The sequence below is a fragment of the Agrococcus sp. BE272 genome (assembly GCF_031457935.1).
Classification (GTDB): domain Bacteria; phylum Actinomycetota; class Actinomycetes; order Actinomycetales; family Microbacteriaceae; genus Agrococcus; species Agrococcus sediminis.
This window is the reverse complement of the sequence record NZ_JAVDXL010000002.1, coordinates 32,959-53,610: the sequence shown is the minus strand read 5'-3', so window position 1 is coordinate 53,610 and position 20,652 is coordinate 32,959. Positions and strand designations below refer to the sequence as shown.

General features: G+C 73.1%; 23 protein-coding genes and 1 tRNA gene. 11 read left to right on the top strand and 13 right to left on the bottom strand.

Features of this window, described 5'->3' with window-relative positions:
* The first annotated feature begins 73 nt into the window (after positions 1–73).
* From J2X49_RS06625 to J2X49_RS06615, 3 genes are all read left to right on the top strand, one after another.
* A complete protein-coding gene (locus J2X49_RS06625; protein WP_246991826.1) occupies positions 74–244 on the top strand; it encodes a hypothetical protein in 171 nt (56 codons plus the stop codon).
* A 94-nt stretch (positions 245–338) separates the two neighbouring features.
* A complete protein-coding gene (locus J2X49_RS06620; protein WP_128188846.1) occupies positions 339–860 on the top strand; it encodes a PadR family transcriptional regulator in 522 nt (173 codons plus the stop codon).
* On the top strand, positions 857–1,645 hold the full coding sequence (locus J2X49_RS06615) for an alpha/beta fold hydrolase (protein ID WP_128188845.1): 789 nt from the start codon (positions 857–859) through the stop codon (positions 1,643–1,645). The genes J2X49_RS06620 and J2X49_RS06615 overlap by 4 nt, the downstream gene beginning before the upstream one ends.
* 29 nt (positions 1,646–1,674) lie before the next feature.
* On the opposite strand, the gene J2X49_RS06610 is transcribed toward J2X49_RS06615, so the two are convergent.
* The 7 genes from J2X49_RS06610 to leuC are packed head-to-tail and all read right to left on the bottom strand — an operon-like array spanning position 1,675 to position 8,501.
* Entirely contained in the window at positions 1,675–2,157 is a 483-nt protein-coding gene (locus J2X49_RS06610) for a DUF488 domain-containing protein (protein WP_310125963.1), read from the bottom strand.
* A 59-nt stretch (positions 2,158–2,216) separates the two neighbouring features.
* The gene (locus J2X49_RS06605; protein WP_310124129.1) at positions 2,217–3,311 is read right to left on the bottom strand and encodes a D-alanine--D-alanine ligase family protein; all 1,095 of its coding nucleotides are present in this window, start codon (positions 3,309–3,311) and stop codon (positions 2,217–2,219) included.
* 2 nt (positions 3,312–3,313) lie between these two features.
* Positions 3,314–4,312, bottom strand: coding sequence for an NAD(P)H-dependent glycerol-3-phosphate dehydrogenase (locus J2X49_RS06600; protein ID WP_310124125.1), 999 nt, complete (start codon positions 4,310–4,312; stop codon positions 3,314–3,316).
* Complete coding sequence (locus J2X49_RS06595) at positions 4,305–5,111, bottom strand: lysophospholipid acyltransferase family protein (RefSeq protein ID WP_310124122.1); 807 nt, start codon at positions 5,109–5,111, stop codon at positions 4,305–4,307. Before J2X49_RS06595 ends, J2X49_RS06600 begins: the two co-directional genes overlap by 8 nt.
* Positions 5,111–6,427 carry a UDP-N-acetylglucosamine 1-carboxyvinyltransferase gene (gene murA / locus J2X49_RS06590; RefSeq protein WP_310125959.1) on the bottom strand — a complete coding sequence of 439 codons (1,317 nt, stop codon included), beginning with the start codon at positions 6,425–6,427 and terminating at the stop codon, positions 5,111–5,113. The genes J2X49_RS06595 and murA overlap by 1 nt, the downstream gene beginning before the upstream one ends.
* Before the next feature lie 45 nt (positions 6,428–6,472).
* The gene (gene leuD, locus J2X49_RS06585) at positions 6,473–7,078 is read right to left on the bottom strand and encodes a 3-isopropylmalate dehydratase small subunit (protein ID WP_146356563.1); all 606 of its coding nucleotides are present in this window, start codon (positions 7,076–7,078) and stop codon (positions 6,473–6,475) included.
* A 1-nt stretch (position 7,079) separates the two neighbouring features.
* Positions 7,080–8,501 carry a 3-isopropylmalate dehydratase large subunit gene (gene leuC / locus J2X49_RS06580; RefSeq protein WP_310124117.1) on the bottom strand — a complete coding sequence of 474 codons (1,422 nt, stop codon included), beginning with the start codon at positions 8,499–8,501 and terminating at the stop codon, positions 7,080–7,082.
* A gap of 159 nt (positions 8,502–8,660) precedes the next feature.
* On the opposite strand from leuC, the gene J2X49_RS06575 reads away from it, so the two are divergent.
* The gene (locus J2X49_RS06575) at positions 8,661–9,665 is read left to right on the top strand and encodes a magnesium and cobalt transport protein CorA (protein ID WP_310124114.1); all 1,005 of its coding nucleotides are present in this window, start codon (positions 8,661–8,663) and stop codon (positions 9,663–9,665) included.
* Between the two features lie 32 nt (positions 9,666–9,697).
* Complete coding sequence (locus tag J2X49_RS06570) at positions 9,698–10,699, top strand: malate dehydrogenase (protein WP_310124110.1); 1,002 nt, start codon at positions 9,698–9,700, stop codon at positions 10,697–10,699.
* A 108-nt stretch (positions 10,700–10,807) separates the two neighbouring features.
* Here the strand turns inward: J2X49_RS06570 and J2X49_RS06565 are convergent, their stop codons facing one another.
* The gene (locus tag J2X49_RS06565; protein WP_310124108.1) at positions 10,808–11,194 is read right to left on the bottom strand and encodes a zf-TFIIB domain-containing protein; all 387 of its coding nucleotides are present in this window, start codon (positions 11,192–11,194) and stop codon (positions 10,808–10,810) included.
* Positions 11,195–11,282: 88 nt separating this feature from the next.
* Complete coding sequence (locus J2X49_RS06560) at positions 11,283–12,128, bottom strand: DUF559 domain-containing protein (protein WP_310124105.1); 846 nt, start codon at positions 12,126–12,128, stop codon at positions 11,283–11,285.
* On the opposite strand from J2X49_RS06560, the gene J2X49_RS06555 reads away from it, so the two are divergent.
* Positions 12,127–12,264 carry a hypothetical protein gene (locus J2X49_RS06555; RefSeq protein ID WP_310124102.1) on the top strand — a complete coding sequence of 46 codons (138 nt, stop codon included), beginning with the start codon at positions 12,127–12,129 and terminating at the stop codon, positions 12,262–12,264. The genes J2X49_RS06560 and J2X49_RS06555 overlap by 2 nt on opposite strands.
* 189 nt (positions 12,265–12,453) lie before the next feature.
* Complete coding sequence (locus tag J2X49_RS06550; RefSeq protein WP_310124100.1) at positions 12,454–14,358, top strand: FAD-binding monooxygenase; 1,905 nt, start codon at positions 12,454–12,456, stop codon at positions 14,356–14,358.
* Between the two features lie 107 nt (positions 14,359–14,465).
* On the opposite strand, the gene J2X49_RS06545 is transcribed toward J2X49_RS06550, so the two are convergent.
* Positions 14,466–14,538 (bottom strand) — tRNA-Glu (locus J2X49_RS06545).
* A gap of 95 nt (positions 14,539–14,633) precedes the next feature.
* A complete protein-coding gene (locus J2X49_RS06540) occupies positions 14,634–15,524 on the bottom strand; it encodes a diacylglycerol kinase family protein (protein ID WP_310124097.1) in 891 nt (296 codons plus the stop codon).
* Between the two features lie 191 nt (positions 15,525–15,715).
* Here J2X49_RS06540 and J2X49_RS06535 point away from each other — a divergent pair, with 191 nt between their 5' ends.
* From J2X49_RS06535 to J2X49_RS06525, 3 genes are all read left to right on the top strand, one after another.
* Entirely contained in the window at positions 15,716–16,348 is a 633-nt protein-coding gene (locus tag J2X49_RS06535) for an MBL fold metallo-hydrolase (protein WP_310124096.1), read from the top strand.
* 90 nt (positions 16,349–16,438) lie between these two features.
* Positions 16,439–17,161: a helix-turn-helix domain-containing protein gene (locus J2X49_RS06530; protein WP_310124094.1), complete on the top strand. Its 723-nt coding sequence runs from the start codon at positions 16,439–16,441 to the stop codon at positions 17,159–17,161.
* 6 nt (positions 17,162–17,167) lie between these two features.
* Positions 17,168–17,920, top strand: coding sequence for a sulfite exporter TauE/SafE family protein (locus J2X49_RS06525; RefSeq protein WP_310124092.1), 753 nt, complete (start codon positions 17,168–17,170; stop codon positions 17,918–17,920).
* A 6-nt stretch (positions 17,921–17,926) separates the two neighbouring features.
* On the opposite strand, the gene J2X49_RS06520 is transcribed toward J2X49_RS06525, so the two are convergent.
* Positions 17,927–18,871: a succinylglutamate desuccinylase/aspartoacylase family protein gene (locus J2X49_RS06520; protein ID WP_310124090.1), complete on the bottom strand. Its 945-nt coding sequence runs from the start codon at positions 18,869–18,871 to the stop codon at positions 17,927–17,929.
* Complete coding sequence (locus J2X49_RS06515) at positions 18,864–19,352, bottom strand: RimK/LysX family protein (RefSeq protein WP_246991859.1); 489 nt, start codon at positions 19,350–19,352, stop codon at positions 18,864–18,866. Before J2X49_RS06515 ends, J2X49_RS06520 begins: the two co-directional genes overlap by 8 nt.
* A 35-nt stretch (positions 19,353–19,387) precedes the next feature.
* On the opposite strand from J2X49_RS06515, the gene J2X49_RS06510 reads away from it, so the two are divergent.
* Positions 19,388–20,578 (top strand): RimK family alpha-L-glutamate ligase, encoded by a 1,191-nt coding sequence (locus tag J2X49_RS06510; RefSeq protein ID WP_310124087.1) that lies wholly within the window; start codon positions 19,388–19,390, stop codon positions 20,576–20,578.
* The last annotated feature ends 74 nt before the right edge of the window (positions 20,579–20,652 follow it).

Sequence of the window (20,652 nt, the reverse complement as noted above, 5' to 3'; positions counted from 1 at the left end):
TGGCGCGCCCGGCCACGGCGCGAGTAGCGTCGGCGCTGCGCGGCACCGTCGCCGGGCAGACAGGAGGCACGCCATGCACGACGACCGGAAGCCGGCCGACCCGCACGAGGAGGCCGTCGTCGACGAGACCGACGGCGAGCAGAGCGCGGAGCGGCACGTCGAGGAGCCCGACCCGTCGATCGGCGAGAGCGCCAAGGAGAACCCTGCCGAGGGCTACGACCCCGAGCAGCCGCACGGCGTCTGAGCGACGAGCGGCAGGGGCCGCCGTGCGTCGCGCACGGCCTCCTGTCGCTACTTCGCTAGTTGACAGATCGACTAGCGTCTGCTCCACTGAGGCCGTGATCCTCTCCCGCATCATCCTCGGGCTGCTCGACCTGGCCCCGATGACCGGCGCTGACCTCAAGCGGCACTTCGACACCACGGTCAACCACTTCTGGTCGGCCGACAAGGCGCAGATCTACCGCACCCTCGGCACGATCGTCGACGACGGGCACGCGACCGTCACCGTGGTGCCGGGCACGAACACCCCTGACCGGCTCGAGCACCACCTCACGCCCGCCGGCCGCGAGGCGCTCCACGACTGGCTGCGCTCCGACCTCGACCGGCAGCCCGAGCGCGAGGCGTTCCTCGCCCGCGTCTTCCTCGCCGACGCGCTCGACGACGACGAGCTGAGCGCCCTCATCGAGCAGCGCCGCGCCCTCGCCCTCGCGCGCCAGGGCGAGTTCGAGGCCATCCGCGACGCCATGCCCGAGCCCGCGACGCGCGCCGAGCACCTCCGCTTCGCCACGCTCGACCACGGCCTCCGGCACGTGCAGGTCGAGCTCGACTGGCTCGACGCCCTCGAGGAGCAGCTGCCGTGACCGCCTTCCCCGAGGTCCATCCGCCCGCCACGCCCAGCGAGCATCCGCCCGTCGTGCTCATCCACGGCGGCAACGTCGCCAACTGGATGTGGGAGCCGCAGCTGCCCGCCGTCGCCGACCGGCTCGCGCTCACGCCCGACCTGCCCGGCTTCGGCGCCCGCGCCGCCGAGGACTGGCCGGGCCTCGCCGGCGCCGCCGACGACGTCGCCGAGCGGATCCGCGCGCTCGCGGGCGAGCGGCGCGTCGACGTGGTCGGCCTGTCGCTCGGCGGTGCCGTCGCGCTGCACCTGGCCGCCCGGCACCCGGAGCTCGTGCGCTCGGTGCTCGTGAGCGGCGCCGCGGCCGTGCCGCTCCCCCGCCAGACCCGCCTCGCCGCGCGCGCGCAGCTCGCGCTGTGGGGCATGCGCTGGAGCTGGCGCGCCCAGGCGGCCGTCTACGGCATGCCGAAGGAGGCGCGCCGCGCGTTCGTCGAGCACGGCGTCACCCTCCGGCAGGACAACGCGCGGGCGATGCTCGACGAGGTCTTCAGCGGCACGCTGCCGCAGGACCTCCGGGACTACTCGGGGCGGATGCTCGCGGTCGTCGGCGAGAAGGATCACGCGGTCATGCGCGCCTCCCTCGACCGCATCCAGATGGCGGTCCCGCACGCGGAGACCCGCACCGCGCCCGGCGTGCACCACGTGTGGAGCATCGAGGACGTCGAGCACTTCAACGCCATGGTCGTCGCCTGGCTGCAGGGCCGGATCGACGGGTGGCTGCGCGAGCCGGAGCTCGTGCACCTCTGAGGCGGTCAGCCTCAGTCAGCGCGCGGGCGTCAGCCAGCCGCCTCCGCGGGCCAGCGCACGGCGCCGTCGACGACGACGGCCGACTCGCTCACCGGGTGCGGGCGCAATGAGCCGTCGTGCATGAGGTGCAGCGGCTCAGCGCCGTGCAGCACCGCCGCGACGTCGGCGACGACGCGCCGGTGGCACCGCCACCACACCGCCTCCGAGCACATGACCGCGACGCGGCGCTCCTCGGCCTCGGCGAGCACGTCGGCGAGGGCCGCCGCGAAGTCGTCGGAGCGCGTCCACGCCGCATAGGCGCGGAACGCGGCGACCCGCCACCACGCATCCGGTGATGCGCCGTCCTCCGCGGCGGTCAGCCGCCGGCGGCCGCCCAGCCGCTCCTCCCAGCGCCAGCCGATGCCGCCCGCGGCGAGCTCGCCCTCGATCGCGTCGCGCGACGCCGCCGGGTTGGCCCGGCTGCCCGGGAAGCGGCGGATGTCGACGACCAGCTCGACCCCGGCGCCGCCCAGCAGGGAGCGGAGCCCGTCGCCGTCGAGCCGGCCGTGGCCGACGGTGAGCAGGGTGGCGGCTATCGCTGCTCCTGGAGCCCCAGCTCGATCAGCTCGGTGATGAGGTCGCCGTAGGCGATGCCCGTCGCCTCCCAGACGACCGGGAACATCGAGATCGACGTGAAGCCGGGCATGGTGTTGATCTCGTTGACGACGATGCCGTGCTCGGGCGAGACGAAGAAGTCGACGCGGGCGAGCCCGGCGCCCTCGATCGCCTCGAACGCCCGGATCGCCGTCGTCTGCAGCGCGGCGAGCGTCTCGTCGTCGACCTCGGCAGGGCAGACGACGCGGGCGCCCTCGCCGCCGCGGTACTTGAGGTCGAAGTCGTAGAAGCGCCCCTCGTCGAGCTCGATCTCGCCCGGCAGCGACGCGCGCGGCATCGCGCCGGCGCGGGCCGCGAGCACGCCCAGCTCGATCTCGCGCCCGGAGACGCCGGCCTCGACGAGCGCGCGCGTGTCCTCGGCGAGCGCCGTCTCCATCGCGCGGTCGAACTCGAGCACCGAGGCGACGCGGCTCACGCCCACCGAGGAGCCCGCGCGGGCCGGCTTGACGAACACCGGCATCGGGAAGTCGCCGAGCCGCGCGCGCACCGCGTCGGGGTCGCGCGCCCAGTCGGCGCGCGAGATCGTCATCCACGGCGCGACGCGGATGCCCGCGTGCTCGAGCACGGTCTTGGTGAAGTGCTTGTCCATGCCGACGGCGCTCGCGAGCACCCCGTTGCCGACGTACGGCAGCCCCGCCAGCTCGAGCGCGCCCTGCACGGTGCCGTCCTCGCCGAACGGGCCATGCAGGATGGGGAAGACGATGTCGACCGGCACGGTGCGGGTGCCGGAGGCGTCCTCGACGGTGAGGGTGCGCTCCCCCGCGACCTGCGGCAGCCGCACGCGGGTGCCGTTGTCGGCGACGACGGGCATGGCCTCGAGCGTCAGCTCGGCCGGGTCGCCGTCCCACAGCGTCCAGGCGCCGTCGGGCGCGATGCCGACGACGATCGGCTCGAACCGCTCGCGGTCGAGGTGGCGCAGCACGCTGCCGGCGGTCGCGCACGAGATGCTGTGCTCGCTCGAGCGGCCGCCGAACAGCAGCGCGACGCGGGTCTTCGTGGGGGTCTCGGGCACCGTCACTCCTCGATCGGCTCGTCGTCGGTCGTCAGGTGGGGGGCGATGTCACGCGGGTCCATGGCGCCGTCGAGCACCAGGCGCACCTGCTCGAGGATCGGCATCCGCACACGCTTGGCGGCCGCGAGCTGCGCGACCGGGTCGACGGAGGCGAGGCCCTCGGCCACCTGCTCCATGCGGGCGATCACGTCGGTGCGCGAATAGCCCATGCCGAGCAGCCGCCCGGCGGTGAAGTTGCGCGACAGCGGCGAGCCGCACGTGGCGATGAGGTCGCCGAGCCCCGCAAGTCCGCTCATCGTCTGCGGCTCGGCGCCGTGCGCCACCGCGAAGTCGGTCACCTCGGCGAGGCCGCGCGTGATGATCGACGCCTTCGTGTTCTCGCCGTAGCCGACGCCGTCGACGATGCCGATCGCGAGCGCCACGAGGTTCTTCAGCACGCCGCCGAACTCGGTGCCGATCACGTCGGTGTTGATGAACGAGTGGAAGTAGTCGTTGCGCGCCCGCTTCGCCACCTCCCGCGCCGTCATCGGGCTCGACGAGGCGACGACCGCGGCGGTGGGGTGCTCCTGCGCGATCTCGAGCGCGAGGTTCGGCCCCGAGACGACCGCGATGCGGCCGGCGTCGATCTGCAGCTCCTCGGCGATGACCTCGCTCATCCGCAGCCGCGTGCCCGCCTCGACGCCCTTCATGAGGCTCACGACGGGCGCGTCGTCGCGGATCGCGCCGCCGTGCTCGCGCAGCAGCTGGCGCAGCTGCTGGCTCGGCACGGCGAGGTAGACCTGGGATGCCTCGGCGAGCGCCTCGCGCACGTCGCTCGTCGCGTGCAGGGACGCCGGCAGCGTGATGCCCGGCAGGTAGCGGGTGTTGCGGCGCGACTCGTCGATCTCGCGCGCCGCCTCGGGGCGCCGCGCCCACAGCACCGTCTCGGCGCCGCCGTCGGCGAGCGCCTTCGCGAACGTCGTGCCCCAGCTGCCGGCGCCGAGGACGGCGGCGTCAACCATCCGTGCGCCGCTCGTCGTCCGTGCCCGGGCGCTCCGGCGCATCCGGCCCCGCCTCGAAGCGCCCGATCTCGGACTGCCCGTACTGCGACGGGTCGTAGCGCACCGCCGGGGGCTGCTCGCCCCGCAGCTCGCCGAGCAGCCCGGCGATCGCGCCCATGACGCGGTCGGTCGCGGCCGTCATCGACGCCTGGTCGGTGCGGCCCTCGAAGTCGCTGAGGTCGACCGGCGGGCCGAAGAGGATGTCGATGTGCTTGCGCGGGAACGGGTGGAGGCGCTTGCCGTAGCGCGGCAGCAGGTGCTGCGTGCCCCAGTGCGCCGCGGGGATGAGCGGCACGCCGGCCTCGAGGGCCATGCGCACCGCCCCCGTCTTGCCGCGCATCGGCCAGAGGTTCGGCTCGCGCGTGAGCGAGCCCTCGGGGTAGATGATGACGCCCTGCTCCTCGCGCACGAGGGTGCGCGCCGCCTGCATCGGCTCGCCGTGCGACGAGCGGCCCGCGCGCTCGACGGGGATCTGCCCGGCCGCCCGCAGGATGCTGCCGATCACCGGGATCTCGAACAGGCTCGCTTTCGCCATGAAGCGCGGCACCCGGCCCGACTTCCACACCGCGACCGCCATGATCACCGGGTCGATCTCGCTGAAGTGGTTGGGCGAGAGCACGAACGCGCCCGTGGCGGGCAGGTGCTCGTGCCCGCGGATGCGCAGCTTCGCCATGCCTGCCACCGCGGGGAGGACGAGCGCGGCGAGCCCGAGGTAGACGGGGCTGCGCTCCGACTTCGGCGGGATGCCGGGCAGCGCCATCAGCCCTCCACGTCGAAGTCCGCGCCGAGGGTCTCCAGCTTCTCGATGAAGCGCTCGTACCCGCGGGCGATGATCCCGACGTTGGAGATGCGGCTCGTGCCCTCGGCGGTCAGCGCCGCCACGAGGTGGCTGAAGCCGCCGCGCAGGTCGGGCACCACGACGTCGGCGCCGTGCAGCTCGACGGGGCCGGCGATCACGGCGGAGTGCTGGTAGTTGCGGGCGCCGAAGCGGCACGCGTGGCTGCCGAGGCAGTCGGTGTGGATCTGGATGCGCGCACCCATCTCGACGAGCGCCTCGGTGAAGCCGAAGCGCTGCTCGTAGACGGTCTCGTGCACGATCGAGATGCCGTTCGCCTTCGTCAGCGCCACGACGAGCGGCTGCTGCCAGTCCGTCATGAAGCCGGGGTGCACATCCGTCTCGACCACGACGGGCTTCAGGTCGCCGCCCGGGTGCCGGAAGCGGATGCCGTCGTCCTCGATCTCGAACGCGCCGCCGGCCTTGCGGAACACGTTGAGGAACGTCGTCATCTCGGGCTGCCGAGCGCCCTCGAGGAAGACGTCGCCGCCGGTCGCGAGCGCCGCGCACGCCCAGGAGGCCGTCTCGTTGCGGTCGAAGAGGGCGGTGTGGCTGTAGCCGACGAGGCGGTCGACGCCCTCGATGCGGATCGTGCGGTCGGTGTCGACCTGGATCTCGGCGCCCATCTTCTGCAGGATCGCGATGAGGTCGAGGATCTCGGGCTCGACGGCCGCGTTCTTGAGCTCGGTGCGGCCGCGGGCGCGCACCGCACCCAGCAGCACCTGCTCGGTCGCGCCGACCGACGGGTAGGGCAGCTCGATCTTGGCGCCGTGCAGCCCGTTCGGGGCGGTCATGCGGATGCCGCTCGGCAGCTTCTCGACGACGGCGCCGAAGGTGCGCAGCACCTCGAGGTGGAAGTCGATCGGCCGGTCGCCGATGTGGCAGCCGCCGAGGTCGGGGATGAACGCCTCGCCCAGCTGGTGCAGGAGCGGCCCGCAGAAGAGGATCGGGATGCGGCTGGAGCCGGCGTGCGCGTTGATCGACGTCTCGTGGGCGGTGCGCACGTTCGCCGGGTCGAGGCGCAGCGTGTCGCCGTCGCGCTCGACGCTGACGCCGTGCAGCTCGAGGAGGCCCTGCACGACGCGCACGTCGCTGATCTCGGGCACGCTGCGCAGCTCGCTCGGCGACTCGCCGAGCAACGCCGCGACCATCGCCTTCGTGACGAGGTTCTTCGCGCCCTTCATCTGGATGCGACCCTGCAGGGGCTTGCCGCCGCGCACCGTGATGCGGTCGACGTTCATCCCGACGGCGGCGCCGGCGCTCTTGCTGAACTCGGTCAGGTTCACTCAGGTTCCTTCGCTCACAGGCTGGGTCGTGGGCATCCACGACGGCCGCTTGGCTTCGAACGCGGAGATCGCGTCCTCGTCTCGGAGGGTCAGGGCGATGTCGTCGAGGCCTTCGAGCAGGCGCCAGCGAGTGTAGTCGTCGATCTGGAAGTCGTGCGCGACGCCGCCGGCAGTCGCGGTGCGCGCCTCCAGGTCGACGTCGACCGTCGCGCCCGGGCTCGCCTTCGCGACGGCCCAGAGGGCCTCCATCGACTCCTCCGAGATCTGCCCGACGAGCAGCCCCTGCTTGCCGGCGTTGCCGCGGAAGATCTCGCCGAAGCGCGGGCCGAGCACGGCCGTGATGCCGAAGTCGCGCAGCGCCCACACCGCGTGCTCGCGGCTCGAGCCGGTGCCGAAGTCGTGGCCGACGACGAGGATGCCGCCGTCGCGGTAGGGCACCTGGTTGAGCACGAACGACGGGTCCTGCCGCCACGAGTGGAAGAGCGCGTCGTCGTAGCCGGTCTTCGTGACCCGCTTCAGGAAGACGGCGGGGATGATCTGGTCGGTGTCGACGTTCGACCGCTCGAGCGGGATGATCGGGCCGGTCAGCGTGCTGATCTTCTCCATCTCAGACCTCCTCCTGCTCGCGCACCAGATCCCACGGGCTCGACAGCGTGCCGCGGATCGCGGTCGCGGCGGCCACGAGCGGCGACACGAGGTGCGTGCGGCCGCCCTTGCCCTGCCGGCCCTCGAAGTTGCGGTTCGAGGTCGAGGCGCAGCGCTCCCCCGGCGCGAGCTGGTCGGGGTTCATGCCGAGGCACATCGAGCAGCCCGCGAAGCGCCACTCGGCGCCGAAGTCGGTGAAGACCTTGTCGAGCCCCGCGGCCTCGGCCTCGAGGCGCACCCGGGCCGAGCCCGGCACGACCATGACGCGCACGCCATCCGCCTTCTTGTGCCCGCGCAGGATGTCGGCGGCGGCCGTCAGGTCCTCCATGCGCGAGTTCGTGCAGGAGCCGATGAAGACGGTGTCGACCGGGATGTCCTTGAGGCGCGTGCCCGGCGCGAGGTCCATGTACTCGAGGGCGCGCTCGGCGGCGGCGCGGTCGGTCGGGTCGGCGAACGACGACGGGTCGGGCACCTCGCCCGAGAGCGAGACGCCCTGGCCGGGGTTCGTGCCCCACGTGACGAAGGGCTCGAGCTCGGATGCGTCGATGGTGATCTCGTTGTCGAAGACGGCGTCGGCGTCGGTCGGGAGGGTGCGCCAGTACTCGAGCGCCGCGTCCCAGTCGGCGCCCTTCGGCGCGTGCGGCTTGTCCTTGACGTACGCGAACGTCGTCTCGTCGGGCGCGACCATGCCCGCGCGCGCGCCGGCCTCGATCGACATGTTGCAGATCGTCATGCGGCCCTCGATCGAGAGGGCCCGGATGGCGCTGCCGCGGTACTCGAAGACGTAGCCGGCGCCGCCGCCGGTGCCGATCTTGGCGATGACCGCGAGGATGATGTCCTTCGCCGTCACGCCCGGGCGCAGCTCGCCCTCGACGTTGATCGCCATGGTCTTGAAGGGCTTGAGCGGCAGCGTCTGCGTGGCCATGACGTGCTCGACCTCGCTCGTGCCGATGCCGAACGCCATCGCGCCGAACGCGCCGTGGGTCGAGGTGTGCGAGTCGCCGCACACGACCGTCACGCCGGGCAGGGTCAGGCCCAGCTGCGGGCCGACGAGGTGCACGATGCCCTGCTCCTTGTCGCCGAGCGAGTGGATGCGCACGCCGAACTCGGCGGCGTTGTGGCGCAGCGTCTCGATCTGCTTGCGGCTCGTCGGATCCTGGATGGGCTTGTCGATGTCGAGCGTCGGGGTGTTGTGGTCCTCGGTCGCGACCGTGAGGTCGGTGCGGCGCAGGCCCCTGCCGGCCTGGCGGAGGCCGTCGAACGCCTGCGGGCTCGTGACCTCGTGCACGAGGTGGAGGTCGATGTAGATGAGGTCGGGCGCGCCGTCCTCACCGCGCACCACGACGTGGTCGTCCCACACCTTCTCTGCGAGCGTCCTGCCCATGTCCTACTCCCCCAGCACCTGCGATCCGCGATCGGCCGTCTGGCAAGTCTACGCGGGGGTGCGAGCCCGCTCCTCTGATGGCGAACAGCGCGCCGACCCGGCACGGCATGGGCTGCGCATATATTGCGAACGTGAGCGCAGCCCCCGAAGGACTCTCCGATGCCCATCGCTGATGCATCCGTATGGCCGGCGGGAGCGCGGGTCGCCGAGGACGTGCCGTTCGACCGCGTGCTGGAGACGGCGGCGGAGCGCGGCGGCTTCGCCTGGATCGACCTGGTCGATCCGACCGCCCAGGAGCTGCGCGCGGTCGCCGTGGAGCTCGACCTGCACCACCTCGTGGTCGAGGACGTCATCGCGCAGGGCCAGCGCCCCAAGGTCGAGTCGTACGGCGACCTCGACTACTGCGTGGTGCACCGCGTCGTCGACGACGGCAACGGGCTCGCGATCCGCGAGGTGCACGCCATCGTCAACGAGCGGTGCATCGTCACGGCGTCCTGGGGCGACGACGAGGGCCTGTCGGGCGTGCGCGGCCGCGTCGACGCGGGCCTCGTCTCCCTGGAGGTCACGCCCCGCGCCGTGCTCTACGCAGTGCTCGACGAGGCGGCCGATGAGCACGAGCGCCTCGCGGCCCGCGTCCACGAGCAGATCGAGGGCATCGAGGACATCTTCTTCGCCGAGGAGCACCCGCCGACGGTCGGGATCTACCGCGCGATGCGCAGGGTGCTCGCGCTGCAGCGCGCCGCCGACCCGATGAGCATCGTCGTGGAGCGGGTCGGGGCCGCGGTCGACGGGCGGCAGCTCGAGCTCCGCCGCCACCTGCGCGACGTCGACGACCACGCGCGCCGCACGGCTGCTCGCCTGACCGGAGACCGCGACCTGCTCGCGAGCATGCTGCACCTGGCATCCGCCAGGGTGGCCGAGCGGCAGAACGACGAGATCCGGGCGATGACCGAGCAGCAGATCGTGCAGAACGACCAGACGAAGAAGGTCACGTCGTGGGCCGCGATCCTCTTCGCGCCCACGCTCATCGCCGGCATCTACGGGATGAACTTCCGGCACCTGCCAGAGCTCGAGTGGCTGCTCGGCTACCCCTTCGCCCTGCTGCTGATGCTCGCGTTCGCGGGCGTGCTCTACGTCGTCTTCAAGGCGCGGCACTGGCTCTAGCCACAGGCCGCGGCGGCCGACACGATTGAGGCATGAGCGCCTCCATCGCCAACCCGCCCGTCACCGTCGCCGTGAGCGGCGGCGCCGGCCAGATCGCCTACCAGCTGCTGTTCCGGATCGCCGCGGGCGACATGCTCGGCCCCGACCAGCCGGTGCGGCTGCGCATCCTCGAGATCCCCGACGCGCTGCCGGCGCTCGAGGGCGTCGTCATGGAGCTCCAGGACGCGGCGTTCCCGCTGCTGGCCTCGGTCGACACGACGGCGGATGCGCCGGTCGCGTTCGAGGGCGCCGACCACGCGCTGCTCGTGGGCGCGAGACCGCGGAGCAAGGGCATGGAGCGCAGCGACCTGCTCGCCGCCAACGGCGCCATCTTCCAGGCGCAGGGACGCGCCATCCAGGACCGCGCGAGCGACCGCATCCGCATCACCGTCACCGGCAACCCTGCCAACACCAACGCGCTGATCGCGGCCGCGGCGGCGCCCGACATCCCGCGCGAGCGCTTCTCGGCGCTCACCCGGCTCGACCACAACCGCGCCGTCGCGCAGCTCGCGGCGAGGACGGGCGCCGCCGTCGGCGACATCCGCCGCATGATCGTCTGGGGCAACCACTCGACCACGCAGGTGCCCGACCTCACCCACGCGCTCGTCGCCGGGAAGCCCGCGACCGAGCTCGTCGAGCGCGAGTGGGTGCGCGACGAGTTCGTGCCGACCGTCGCGAACCGCGGCGCCGCGGTGATCGCGGCGCGCGGCGCCTCGTCGGCGGCCTCGGCCGCATCGGCGACCGTCGACCACGTGCGGTCGTGGGCGCTCGGCACGCCCGACGGCGACTGGACCTCGATGTCGGTCGTCTCGCGCGGCGACTACGGCGTGCCCGAGGGTCTCGTCTCGTCGTTCCCCGTCACGGCGGCCGGCGGCGACTGGTCGATCGTCGAGGGCCTCGAGCTCGACGCGGATGTCGCCGCGCAGCTGCGCGCTTCCGTCGCCGAGCTCGAGGAGGAGCGCGACCAGGTGCGGGCTCTCGGGCTGCTCGGCTGACGCTCGGCTGCCGTCACCGATCGAGGAGCATCCAGGTTCCGGTGACGGCTCGAGGAGCATCCGTCCTCGAGCCGTCGCCGATCCTCATCCCGTGACGGGCGCTGCGCCTCAGCCCAGGATGTCGCCGAGCCAGCCGCGGCTGCCGCGCTGGCGCTGGTCGCCGTAGCGGGGGTCGTAGCGCTGGTCGCCGTAGGGCTGGCGCTGCTGCTGGCCGCCGGTGCGCTGCTGCACCGTGCGGAGCACCTTGTCGGCGATCTTCCCGACGGTGTCGCTCGACCCCTGCTGGCCGTAGCCCTGGCCGTAGCCGGGCTGCTGCTGGCCGTAGGGCTGCTGCTGGGCCTGCGCCGCGTGCGGCTGCTGCTCGGCCGACCGCTCGATGAGCTTGTCGAGCTCGCCGCGGTCGAGCCAGATGCCGCGGCACTCGGGGCAGTAGTCGATCTCGATGCCGCTGCGCTCGCTCATCACCAGGGTCGTCGCGTCATTGGGGCACTGCATGTCGGTCTCCTCTCGTCGACCGGGAGAGCATGGCGGATGCGCCTGTGCGGCACCGATGGACGGCCGTCCGGTGACCGCGCCGCTCGCGTCATCCAGCCAGCCTCCGCGCGGGCCGCCCTTGCGCCAGCACGAGTGCGATCGTGTCGAGCGTGCGCGTCGGCTGGTGCACCACATCGGCGTAGCCGAACCGCAGCCACCGGCCGCCGGCCGCGGTGATCGCCGCGTTGCGCCGGCGGTCCTTCGCCGCCTGCTTCGGCTCGTCGTGCCACTGCGCACCGTCGGCCTCCACGTACAACCAGCCGTCGATCAGCAGGTCGCTGCGACCGCCGCCCGGCGCCGGCACCTGCGACTCGACCGTCCAGCCTCGATCGCGGCACGGCACGCGCAGCAGCGATTCGAGGCCCGACTCGGCCGCGGCATCGAGCCGCCGCCGCCACGGCCCGCAGCGCTGCGGGAGCATCCCGAAGAGGCGATCGAGGTCGCCGTCGTCGATGAGCCCCTGGTGCAGCGCGCTGTCGATCGACGCGATCGCGTGCTCCCGCTCGACGCGCACCGCGTGCTGCGCGAGCGCGTCGACGATGCTGACTCGCCACGGCTGCGCGTCGCGCTCGAATCGCACCCACAGCCGCGTGCCGACAGTCGCGGCCGGCACGCCGGTGGTGGGGGTCGTCGCGATCTGCAGCAGCGGGGCCTCGGTCACCCACACGCCGTAGGTCGCGAGCGCGCTCGCGCCGCCGACAGCGCCTCCGGCGGCGAGTGCCGCGCGGATCGCCGGCATCGCGTCGGGCAGCACGAGCCAGGAGCGCGTCGCCGCGTCGGCGACCCCGGCGTCGACCGCGGCGCGCAGCCCGCGGTGCGAGTGCCCGAGCGCGCGCAGCGCCGTGCGCGTCGTGGCGCCGCCTGCTGCGAGCAGATCGAGTCGGAGGTCGCGCATGGCGGGAGTCTGGCGCGACTGGCTCGCCCTCGTGCGGGCGGTCGGCCGGGTTGTGGAGACGGATGCGGCGTGCGGCCCGGTGGGCGGCGAGCGGCCGGGCGAGCCCGTCACGAGCCGAGGAGGCGGCACGAGATGAGGAGGGTCGATCCTCCGCTGGTGCGCAACTCCGAGATGCTCCTCGATCCGTCGCGCAAGCGGCCGAGGGTTGTCCCGCCGCGGCCGCCGTCGTATGCTCGTGTCAATAATCGAAGCGCGTGTTCAGATATAGAACACGAGGCGAGCAGACGATGATGTCCGTCATCCCCACACAGGAGTGAGGAAGCCCGTGCAGTTCCACCACCACGGCTACGTGTCCACCGACCCGCGCGTGCAGCCGGCCGCAGGCATCGGGCTCGACCGCCCGGCAGACCTGCCGGACGAGATCGACGTGCTGATCGTGGGCTCCGGCCCCGCGGGCATGATCGCCGCCGCGCAGCTCGCGCAGTTCCCCGACGTGAACGTGCGCATCATCGAGCGCCGGCCGGGCCGGCTCGAGATCGGCCAGGCCGACGGCATCCAGGCGCGCAGCGTCGAGACCTTCCAGGCGTTCGGCTTCGCCGAGCGCATCACCGCCGAGGCCTACCGCATCACCGAGATGGCGTTCTGGGGCCCCGACCCCGAGGACCCCTCGCGCATCGTGAAGACCTCCGCGCCCGAGGACGACCCGACCGGCATCAGCGAGTTCCCGCACCTCATCGTCAACCAGGCGCGGGTGCTCGACTACTTCGCCGAGGCGGCGCGCAACGCGCCCGGGCGCGTCACCCCCGACTACGGCTACGAGTTCCGCGGCCTCGAGGTGGCGCAGGACGGCGAGCACCCCGTGCGCGTCACCGTCGCCCGCACGGCCGGCGACCGGACGGGCGAGGAGCGCGTCATCCGCGCCAAGTACGTGATCGGCGCCGACGGCGCGCGCAGCGGCGTGCGCGCCGCGATCGGCTGCACCCTCGCCGGCCAGTCGGCGAACCACGCCTGGGGCGTCATGGACGTGCTGGCCGTGACCGACTTCCCCGACATCCGCACCAAGTGCGCGATCCAGTCGAGCACGGGCGGCAACATCCTGCTCATCCCCCGCGAGGGCGGCTACCTCTTCCGCATGTACGTCGACCTCGGCGAGGTGCCCGAGGACGACCACGGCCGCGTGCGCCAGACCCCCATGGAGGAGGTCATCCGCCGCGCGAACGCGATCATCGCCCCGTACACGCTCGACGTGCGCAACATCGCCTGGAGCAGCATCTACGAGGTCGGCCACCGCATCACCGACCGCTTCGACGATGTGAAGCCCGACGAGCGCGGCACGCGCACGCCGCGCGTCTTCATCACCGGCGACGCGTGCCACACCCACAGCGCGAAGGCCGGCCAGGGCATGAACGTCTCGATGCAGGACGGCTTCAACATCGGCTGGAAGCTCGGCCACGTGCTCGACGGCCGCGCCCCCGAGAGCCTGCTCGACACCTACTCGCTCGAGCGCCAGGTGGTCGCGCAGAACCTCATCGACTTCGACAAGGAGTGGTCGACGCTCATGGCGAAGCCCGCGAGCGAGCTCGGCAGCCCGCAGGAGGTCGCCGAGTTCTACACGCGGACGATGGAGTTCCCGGCCGGGTTCATGACGGAGTACGCGCCATCGCAGATCGTCGCCGAGGCCCGCCACCAGGAGCTCGCGACGGGCTTCCCCGTCGGCAAGCGCTTCAAGTCGGCGCGCGTCGTGAAGGTCGCCGACACCAACCCGGTGCAGCTCGGCCACTTCCACACCGCCGACGGCCGCTACCGCCTCTACGCCTTCGCCGACCGGCCGGCCGCCGGCGAGGCCTCGGCGATGACGGCGCTCGCCGAGTGGCTGGAGCAGTCGCCCGACTCCCCCATCCGCGTGCACACCCCTGAGGGCCGCGACTCGAGCGCGATCATCGACGTGAAGGCCGTCTACCAGCAGGGCCACCACGACTTCCACCTCGGCCAGGTGCCGGATGCGTTCAAGCCGGTCGTGGGACCGTTCGAGCTCGTGAACCTCGAGAACGTCTACGCGACGCTCCCCGACGAGGACATCTTCGACATCCGCGGCATCTCGCGCGACGGCGCGATCGTCGTCGTGCGGCCCGACCAGTACGTGGGCGCCGTGCTGCCCCTCACGGCGACCGACGAGCTCGCAGAGTACTTCCGCGGCGCGCTGCTGCCGGCGGTGCGCCAGCCCGCCTGAGCGGCTGCGGCTCCAGCGCCCCTCGGCCCTCGGGTCGAGGGGCGCTGCGCATCCGTGGCCGGGAACGACGAAGCGCCCCGGTCCGTGGACCGGGGCGCTTCTCACTGTGACCCCAGCGGGATTCGAACCCGCGTTACCGCCGTGAGAGGGCGGCGTACTAGGCCGCTATACGATGGGGCCGGCGCTGCTGGTCTTGCGATTGCAACCTGGATAGTGTGCCACACGATCCGGCGCCGCGCAAAATCCGCCGCCGCCGGGGCGTCGAGCGCGCCCGATCAGCGCGGCCGGAGCACCCGCAGGGCGCCCGGCATGATGCTGCAGCGCACGGGCAGCCGGCCCACGATCTCGCCGTCGGCGCACACGATCACCGTCTCGTCGCTCGCGAGCTCGGCCGTCTCGCAGTCGACGACCGTCACGCGGCGGTCGCGCGTGTGCGTGCCGCGCAGCACGCGCGCGAGCAGTCGCAGGAACGACGGGTAGGAGAGCTCGTCGGCGAAGACCGCCGTGAGGCGCCCGTCGCGCATCGACGAGTCGGGCGCGATCGGGATGCCGCCGCCGAAGGTGCGGTTGTTGGCGATCGCCGCGACCAGGGTGCGCCAGGTGCGCTCGGGACCGCCGTCGAGCCGGACGCGGAAGGTGCGGTGCCGCGGCCGCAGCACGGTCGCGAGGATCGCCGCCTGGTAGCGGATGCGGCTCGGCACGCCCGTCAGCCGGAACGAGCGCACGTTGACGTCGGCGTCGAACCCGACCGAGACGACGCCGGCGGCGAGCGCGACCCCGTCGGGGTGCTCGATGCGGATGAGGTCGACGCGGTCGGGCTCGGCCGCGAGCGCCGCCTCGAGGCTGTCGATCGCCTGCTGCGCCGACGTGATGCCCATCGCCGCCGCGAAGTCGTTGCCGCTGCCCGCGGGCACGACCAGCAGGGGCTTCGACGTGCCGCCGACGATGTTGACACCGAGGTGCACCATGCCGTCGCCGCCCACGACCACCAGCGCATCCGCCGTGATCATCGCGAAGCGCGACTGCTCGAGCTGGCCGGCGTAGTCGGCCGCGGCGATGTGGGTCACCTCGTGGCCGAGGTCGGCGATGCGGGCGGCGACGAGCGCGCCGACGGCGCCGCTGCGGCCGAAGCGGGCGGCGGGGTTGGAGGCGACCACGATGCGCACAGAGGTGAGCCTAGGGGCGCGATGGGCGGGCGGCTCGCGAGGGTGGTCTCGACTCGCGGCCTGCGGCCGCGGCTCGACCAGCGGTGGAGGTTGCGGGGTGGTCTCGACTCGCGGCCTGCGGCCGCGGCTCGACCAGCGGAGGAGAGGCCGCGGCTCGACCAGCGGAGGGGGCCGCACCTAGGGTGGTCGGCATGCGAGTGACCAAGCGAGAGCACGCCTGCATGATCCTCGACGACGAGGGGCAGCAGCTCGTCATCGACCCGGGCAACCAGAGCGGCGCCGTCACGGCGCCGGGGCTCGTGGCGATCGTGATCACCCACGAGCACGCCGACCACTGGGATGCCGAGCACCTCGAGGCGCTCCGCGCCGCGCACCCCGGCGTGCCGATCTACGGCCCCGAGGGCGTCGCGCAGGCGGCGGAGGGCTTCGACGTGTCGGTCGTCCACGCCGGCGAGCGCGTGACGGCCGGCCCGTTCCGGCTGCGCTTCTTCGGCGGCGAGCACGCCGTCATCCACCGCTCGATCCCCGTGGTCGACAACCTGGGCGTGCTCGTGAACGAGCGCTTCTACTACCCCGGCGACTCCTACGCCGTGCCCGACGTGCCGGTCGCGCTGCTGGCCGCGCCCGCCGGCGCGCCGTGGCTGAAGATCGGCGACGTGATGGACTTCGTGGTCGAGGTGGCGCCGCGCGCGACCTTCGCCGTGCACGACGCGCCGCTGTCGGAGATGGGGCTCGGCATGGCGCACGCTCGCATCGAGGGCGCCGTCAGCCAGGGCGGCGGCGAGCACCACCGCCTCGGTGTCGGCGACTCCGTCGAGATCTGAGCCCCGGCGGGCACTGCCCGCTATCTGAACGCGCTGTTCTATGCTTGCAACAGCGCGTCCGAGCGGATGCGGTGATGGGAGCGGGCGACGATGCCGACGGATGCCGCCACCACGACCCCGCGCAGCGAGACGAGCGGCTCGCAGACCCTCTCGCGCGGCCTGACCGCGCTCTCCCTGCTCGCCGACCACGGCAGGCAGTCGATCCAGTCGCTCGCCGACCGCCTCGGCGTGCACCGCTCGGTCGCCTACCGGCTCGTGCGCACCCTCGAGGAGCACCGCCTGGTCGTGCGCGACGCGGGCGGCATGCTCTCGCTCGGCCCGCAGCTCGTCGTGCTCGCCCGCGACGTCGAGCACGACCTCCAGTCGGCCTCGCTCCCCCACCTGCAGCACCTGGCCGACGAGCTCGGCATGACGGCGTTCCTCGCCGTCCGCGACGGGGACGACGCCGTCACCCTCGTGACGGCCGTGCCCCGGGGCGTCAACGCATCCGTCGCCCAGCACCCCGGGCACCGGCACCCGATCGCGCTCGGCGCGCCCGGCATCGCGCTGCAGGCGATGCTCGACGACGCCACGTGGCGCGCGCTCGGCCATGACGGCCCGATGCACCCGGAGGTCGAGCGGGTGCGCTCGCGCGGCTTCGCGGTGAGCGCCAACGAGGTGATCGAGGGCATCACGTCGGTCGGCGCACCCATCCGCAGCCGCGGCACGACGGATGCGTCCGTGGCGGTGGTCACGGTCGGCCAGCCCGACACGGAGGCGCTCGGCGCCGCGGTGCAGCGCACAGCCCGCGCGATCGAAGCCGACCTCCGCTAGCGCCCCGTGGACCTCCTGTCGTTCGTCGTCGCGCTCGCGGCCGTGCTCGTCGGCGCCGTGGGGCAGCGCATGATCGGCATGGGCTGGGGCCTCGTCGTCACGCCGGCCGTCGCGCTCGTGGCGGGCCCGCTCGCCGCCGTGCTCGTCGTGAACCTCTACGGCGCCATCGCCTGCCTCATGATCCTGCCGCGGGTATGGCGCGACATCGACTGGCGGCGGCTGCTCTGGATCGCGATCCCCGCGCTCGCCGTGATGGTGCCCGGCATGCTGCTGGCGAAGGGCCTCGACACCGACCTGCTGCGCGTGGCCGTCGGCGCCATCGCGGTGCTCGGCGTGCTCGTGGCGGTCGCGTTCACCAGCGCGACGCGCACGCACGACGGCCCGGCGCTGCGGGTGGCCTCGGGCACCGCGATCGGCCTGCTGAACGCGAGCGTCGGCATGGGGGCTCCGGCGGTCGGCGCCTACTCGCTGCTGTCCGGCTGGCAGGACCGCACCTTCGTCGCGACGATGCAGCCCTTCTGGGTGCTCATCAGCGGCGCGGTCGTCGCGGTGCGGCCGCTGGTCGCCCCCGAGGGATCGCCCGAGTGGCCGCTGTGGGCGTGGTTCGCGCTCGCGCTGCCGGTCGTCGCGGGCGTGCTGCTCGGCGACCGCCTCGCGCACCTGGTGAACCCGACCGTCGTGCGATGGACGATCATCGCGCTGTCGGTGCTCGGCGGCGGCGCGCTCATCGTGACGGGCACGCTGGGACTGCTGGGCTGAGGCGCGTCAGGGCGCGGCGATGTGCGCGACCGCGTCGCCGGCGTGCACGATCGGCGCGCGCGTCAGGCCGATGACGATCCCGTCGCGGTCGGCCCGCACGATGCGGCCGCCGGTGCCGAGCGCGTCGGCGACGCGGCCGATCCGGGCGCCCGCCGACACCGCGTCGCCGAGCTGCGCGTCGAGGTGCAGGATGCCCGAGCCCCGGGAGCGCACCCAGCCGCTCGCGCGGCACTCGACCGGCGGCGGGCTGTCGTGCGGCTGCCCGTCGAGCATGTCGAGCGCGGCGAGCACGCGCAGCACGCCCGCGACGCCGACGTCGATCGGCTCGGGCTCGAGCCGCAGCGCCTCGCCCGCCTCGTACAGCAGCGCGATGGCGCCCGCCTCGCTCGCGGCCTGCCGCAGCGAGCCGTCGCGCAGCCGCGCGTGCAGCATGACCGGGGCGCCGAACGCGGCGGCGAGCCGCCGGGTCTCGGGGTCGTCGAGGTCGGCGCGGATCTGCGGCAGGTTGTCGCGCCGGTCGGAGCCGGTGTGGAGGTCGATGCCGACGTCGCAGCGCGCCACCACCTCGGTCATGAGCAGGTGCGCGATGCGGCTCGCGAGCGAGCCGCGCGCCGAGCCGGGGAACGAGCGGTTGAGGTCGCGCCGGTCGGGCAGGTAGCGGTCGCCCGTCATGAAGCCGAGCACGTTGACGACCGGGACCGCGAGCAGCGTGCCCCGCAGCGTGCGCGGCGAGACCGCGGCGAGCACCTGGCGGATCACCTCCACGCCGACGACCTCGTCGCCGTGCACCGCCGCGTCGAGCCACACCACGGGGCCGGGCTCGCGGCCGTGCACGACGCGCACGGGCAGCGAGACGTCGCCGCCGGTCACGAGCCGAGCGATCGGCAGCTCGACGCTCTTCGACTGGCCGGCGCGCACCCGCACGCCGCCGATCGCGAACGACTCACGCACCGGCGCGCCCCCGGTTGCGCTGGCGCACGGCGCGGTCGGGGCGCCCGCCGAGGTACGAGTGCGCGGCGTCGACCACGAAGCCCTGGCGGAGCGCCTCGCGCCCCACGAGCATCCGGAACCCCATCTCGTCGCGGCGAGCGAGCGTGATCTCGGTGGTCACCGGCGTGCCGAGCAGCGCGAGGGCGGTGCGGATGACGATGCGCTCCTGCTCGTGCCCGGTCGAGGAGCGCACGAGCCGGCGATCGTGCACGGGCCACTCGACCACCCGGGCGTCGGCCTTCGACCGCTGCCACGGGTGCACCTCGAAGCGCACCCAGTCGGCGCCGTCGCGACGGAGCTCCTCGATCTCGAACGCGTGCAGCGCGCTCGTGCGCGCACCGGTGTCGAGCTTGGCCTTCACGTGCGCGATGCCGAGATCGGGCAGCCCGACCCACTCGCGCCAGCCCGCCGTCGCCGGCCTGCCAGGATGGTCTCCGCCCATGCGGCCATCCAACCAGGAAAGGCAGGTGCGTCCTGATGAGGCTCGCCATCCTCTCGCGCGCTCCGCGCTCGTACAGCACCCGGCGGCTCCGAGCCGCGGCCGTCGAGCGCGGCCACGACGTGAAGGTGCTCAACACCCTGCGCTTCGCGATCGACCTCTCGGGCGACGGGCCCGACCTGCAGTTCCGGGGCCGCCAGCTGCGCGACTACGACGCCGTGCTGCCCCGCATCGGCAACTCGATCACCTACTTCGGCACCGCGGTCGTGCGGCAGTTCGAGCAGATGGACGTCTACACGCCGAACACCGCCAACGGCATCGCCAACGCGCGCGACAAGCTGCGCGCGACGCAGATCCTGGCGCGGCACGACATCGGCATGCCCGCCACCACGTTCGTGCGCGATCGAGCCGACGTGATCCCGGCGATCGAGCGGGTCGGCGGGGCGCCGGTCGTGCTCAAGCTGCTCGAGGGCACGCAGGGCATCGGCGTGATCCTCGCGCCCACCATCAAGGTGGCGGAGGCGATCATCGAGACGCTGCAGTCGACGCGGCAGCAGGTGCTCATCCAGCACTTCGTGGCCGAGAGCAAGGGCCGCGACATCCGCGCGCTCGTCGTCGGCGACCGGGTCGTCGCGGCCATGCGGCGCAGCGCCCAGGGCGACGAGTTCCGCTCGAACGTGCACCGCGGCGGCAGCGTCGAGGCCGTCGACCTCGACCCCGAGTTCGAGCGCGTCGCGGTGCGGGCCGCGCAGATCATGGGGCTGAAGGTCGCGGGCGTCGACATGCTCGAGGGCAACGACGGACCGCTCGTCATGGAGGTCAACTCCTCCCCCGGCCTCGAGGCCATCGAGACCGCGACGCGGCTCGACGTCGCCGGCGCGATCATCGACCACATCGCCGATCAGGTGGCGTTCCCGCAGATCGACGTGCGCGAGCGGCTGAGCATCTCGACCGGCTACGGCGTGGCCGAGCTCGTCGTGCACGGCGACGCCGACCTCATCGGCAAGACCATCAGCGAGTCGGGCCTGCGCGAGCGCGACATCACGGTGCTCACGCTCCACCGCGGCACGCACGTGATCCCCAACCCGCCCGGCCGCCGGGTGCTCGAGGCCGAGGACCGCCTGCTCTGCTTCGGCCGGCTCGAGGAGATGCGCTCGATGATCCCCGCGCGGCCCAAGCGCCGCGCCCGCGTCAAGAAGCTGACGAAGCGGGCGATCGAGGAGGCCTGAGCCGCCGCGGCGGTCGCCGAGCCAGCGCAGACGGGAGGGGGCCCGCCGTGCGGCGGACCCCCTCCCGTGCGTTC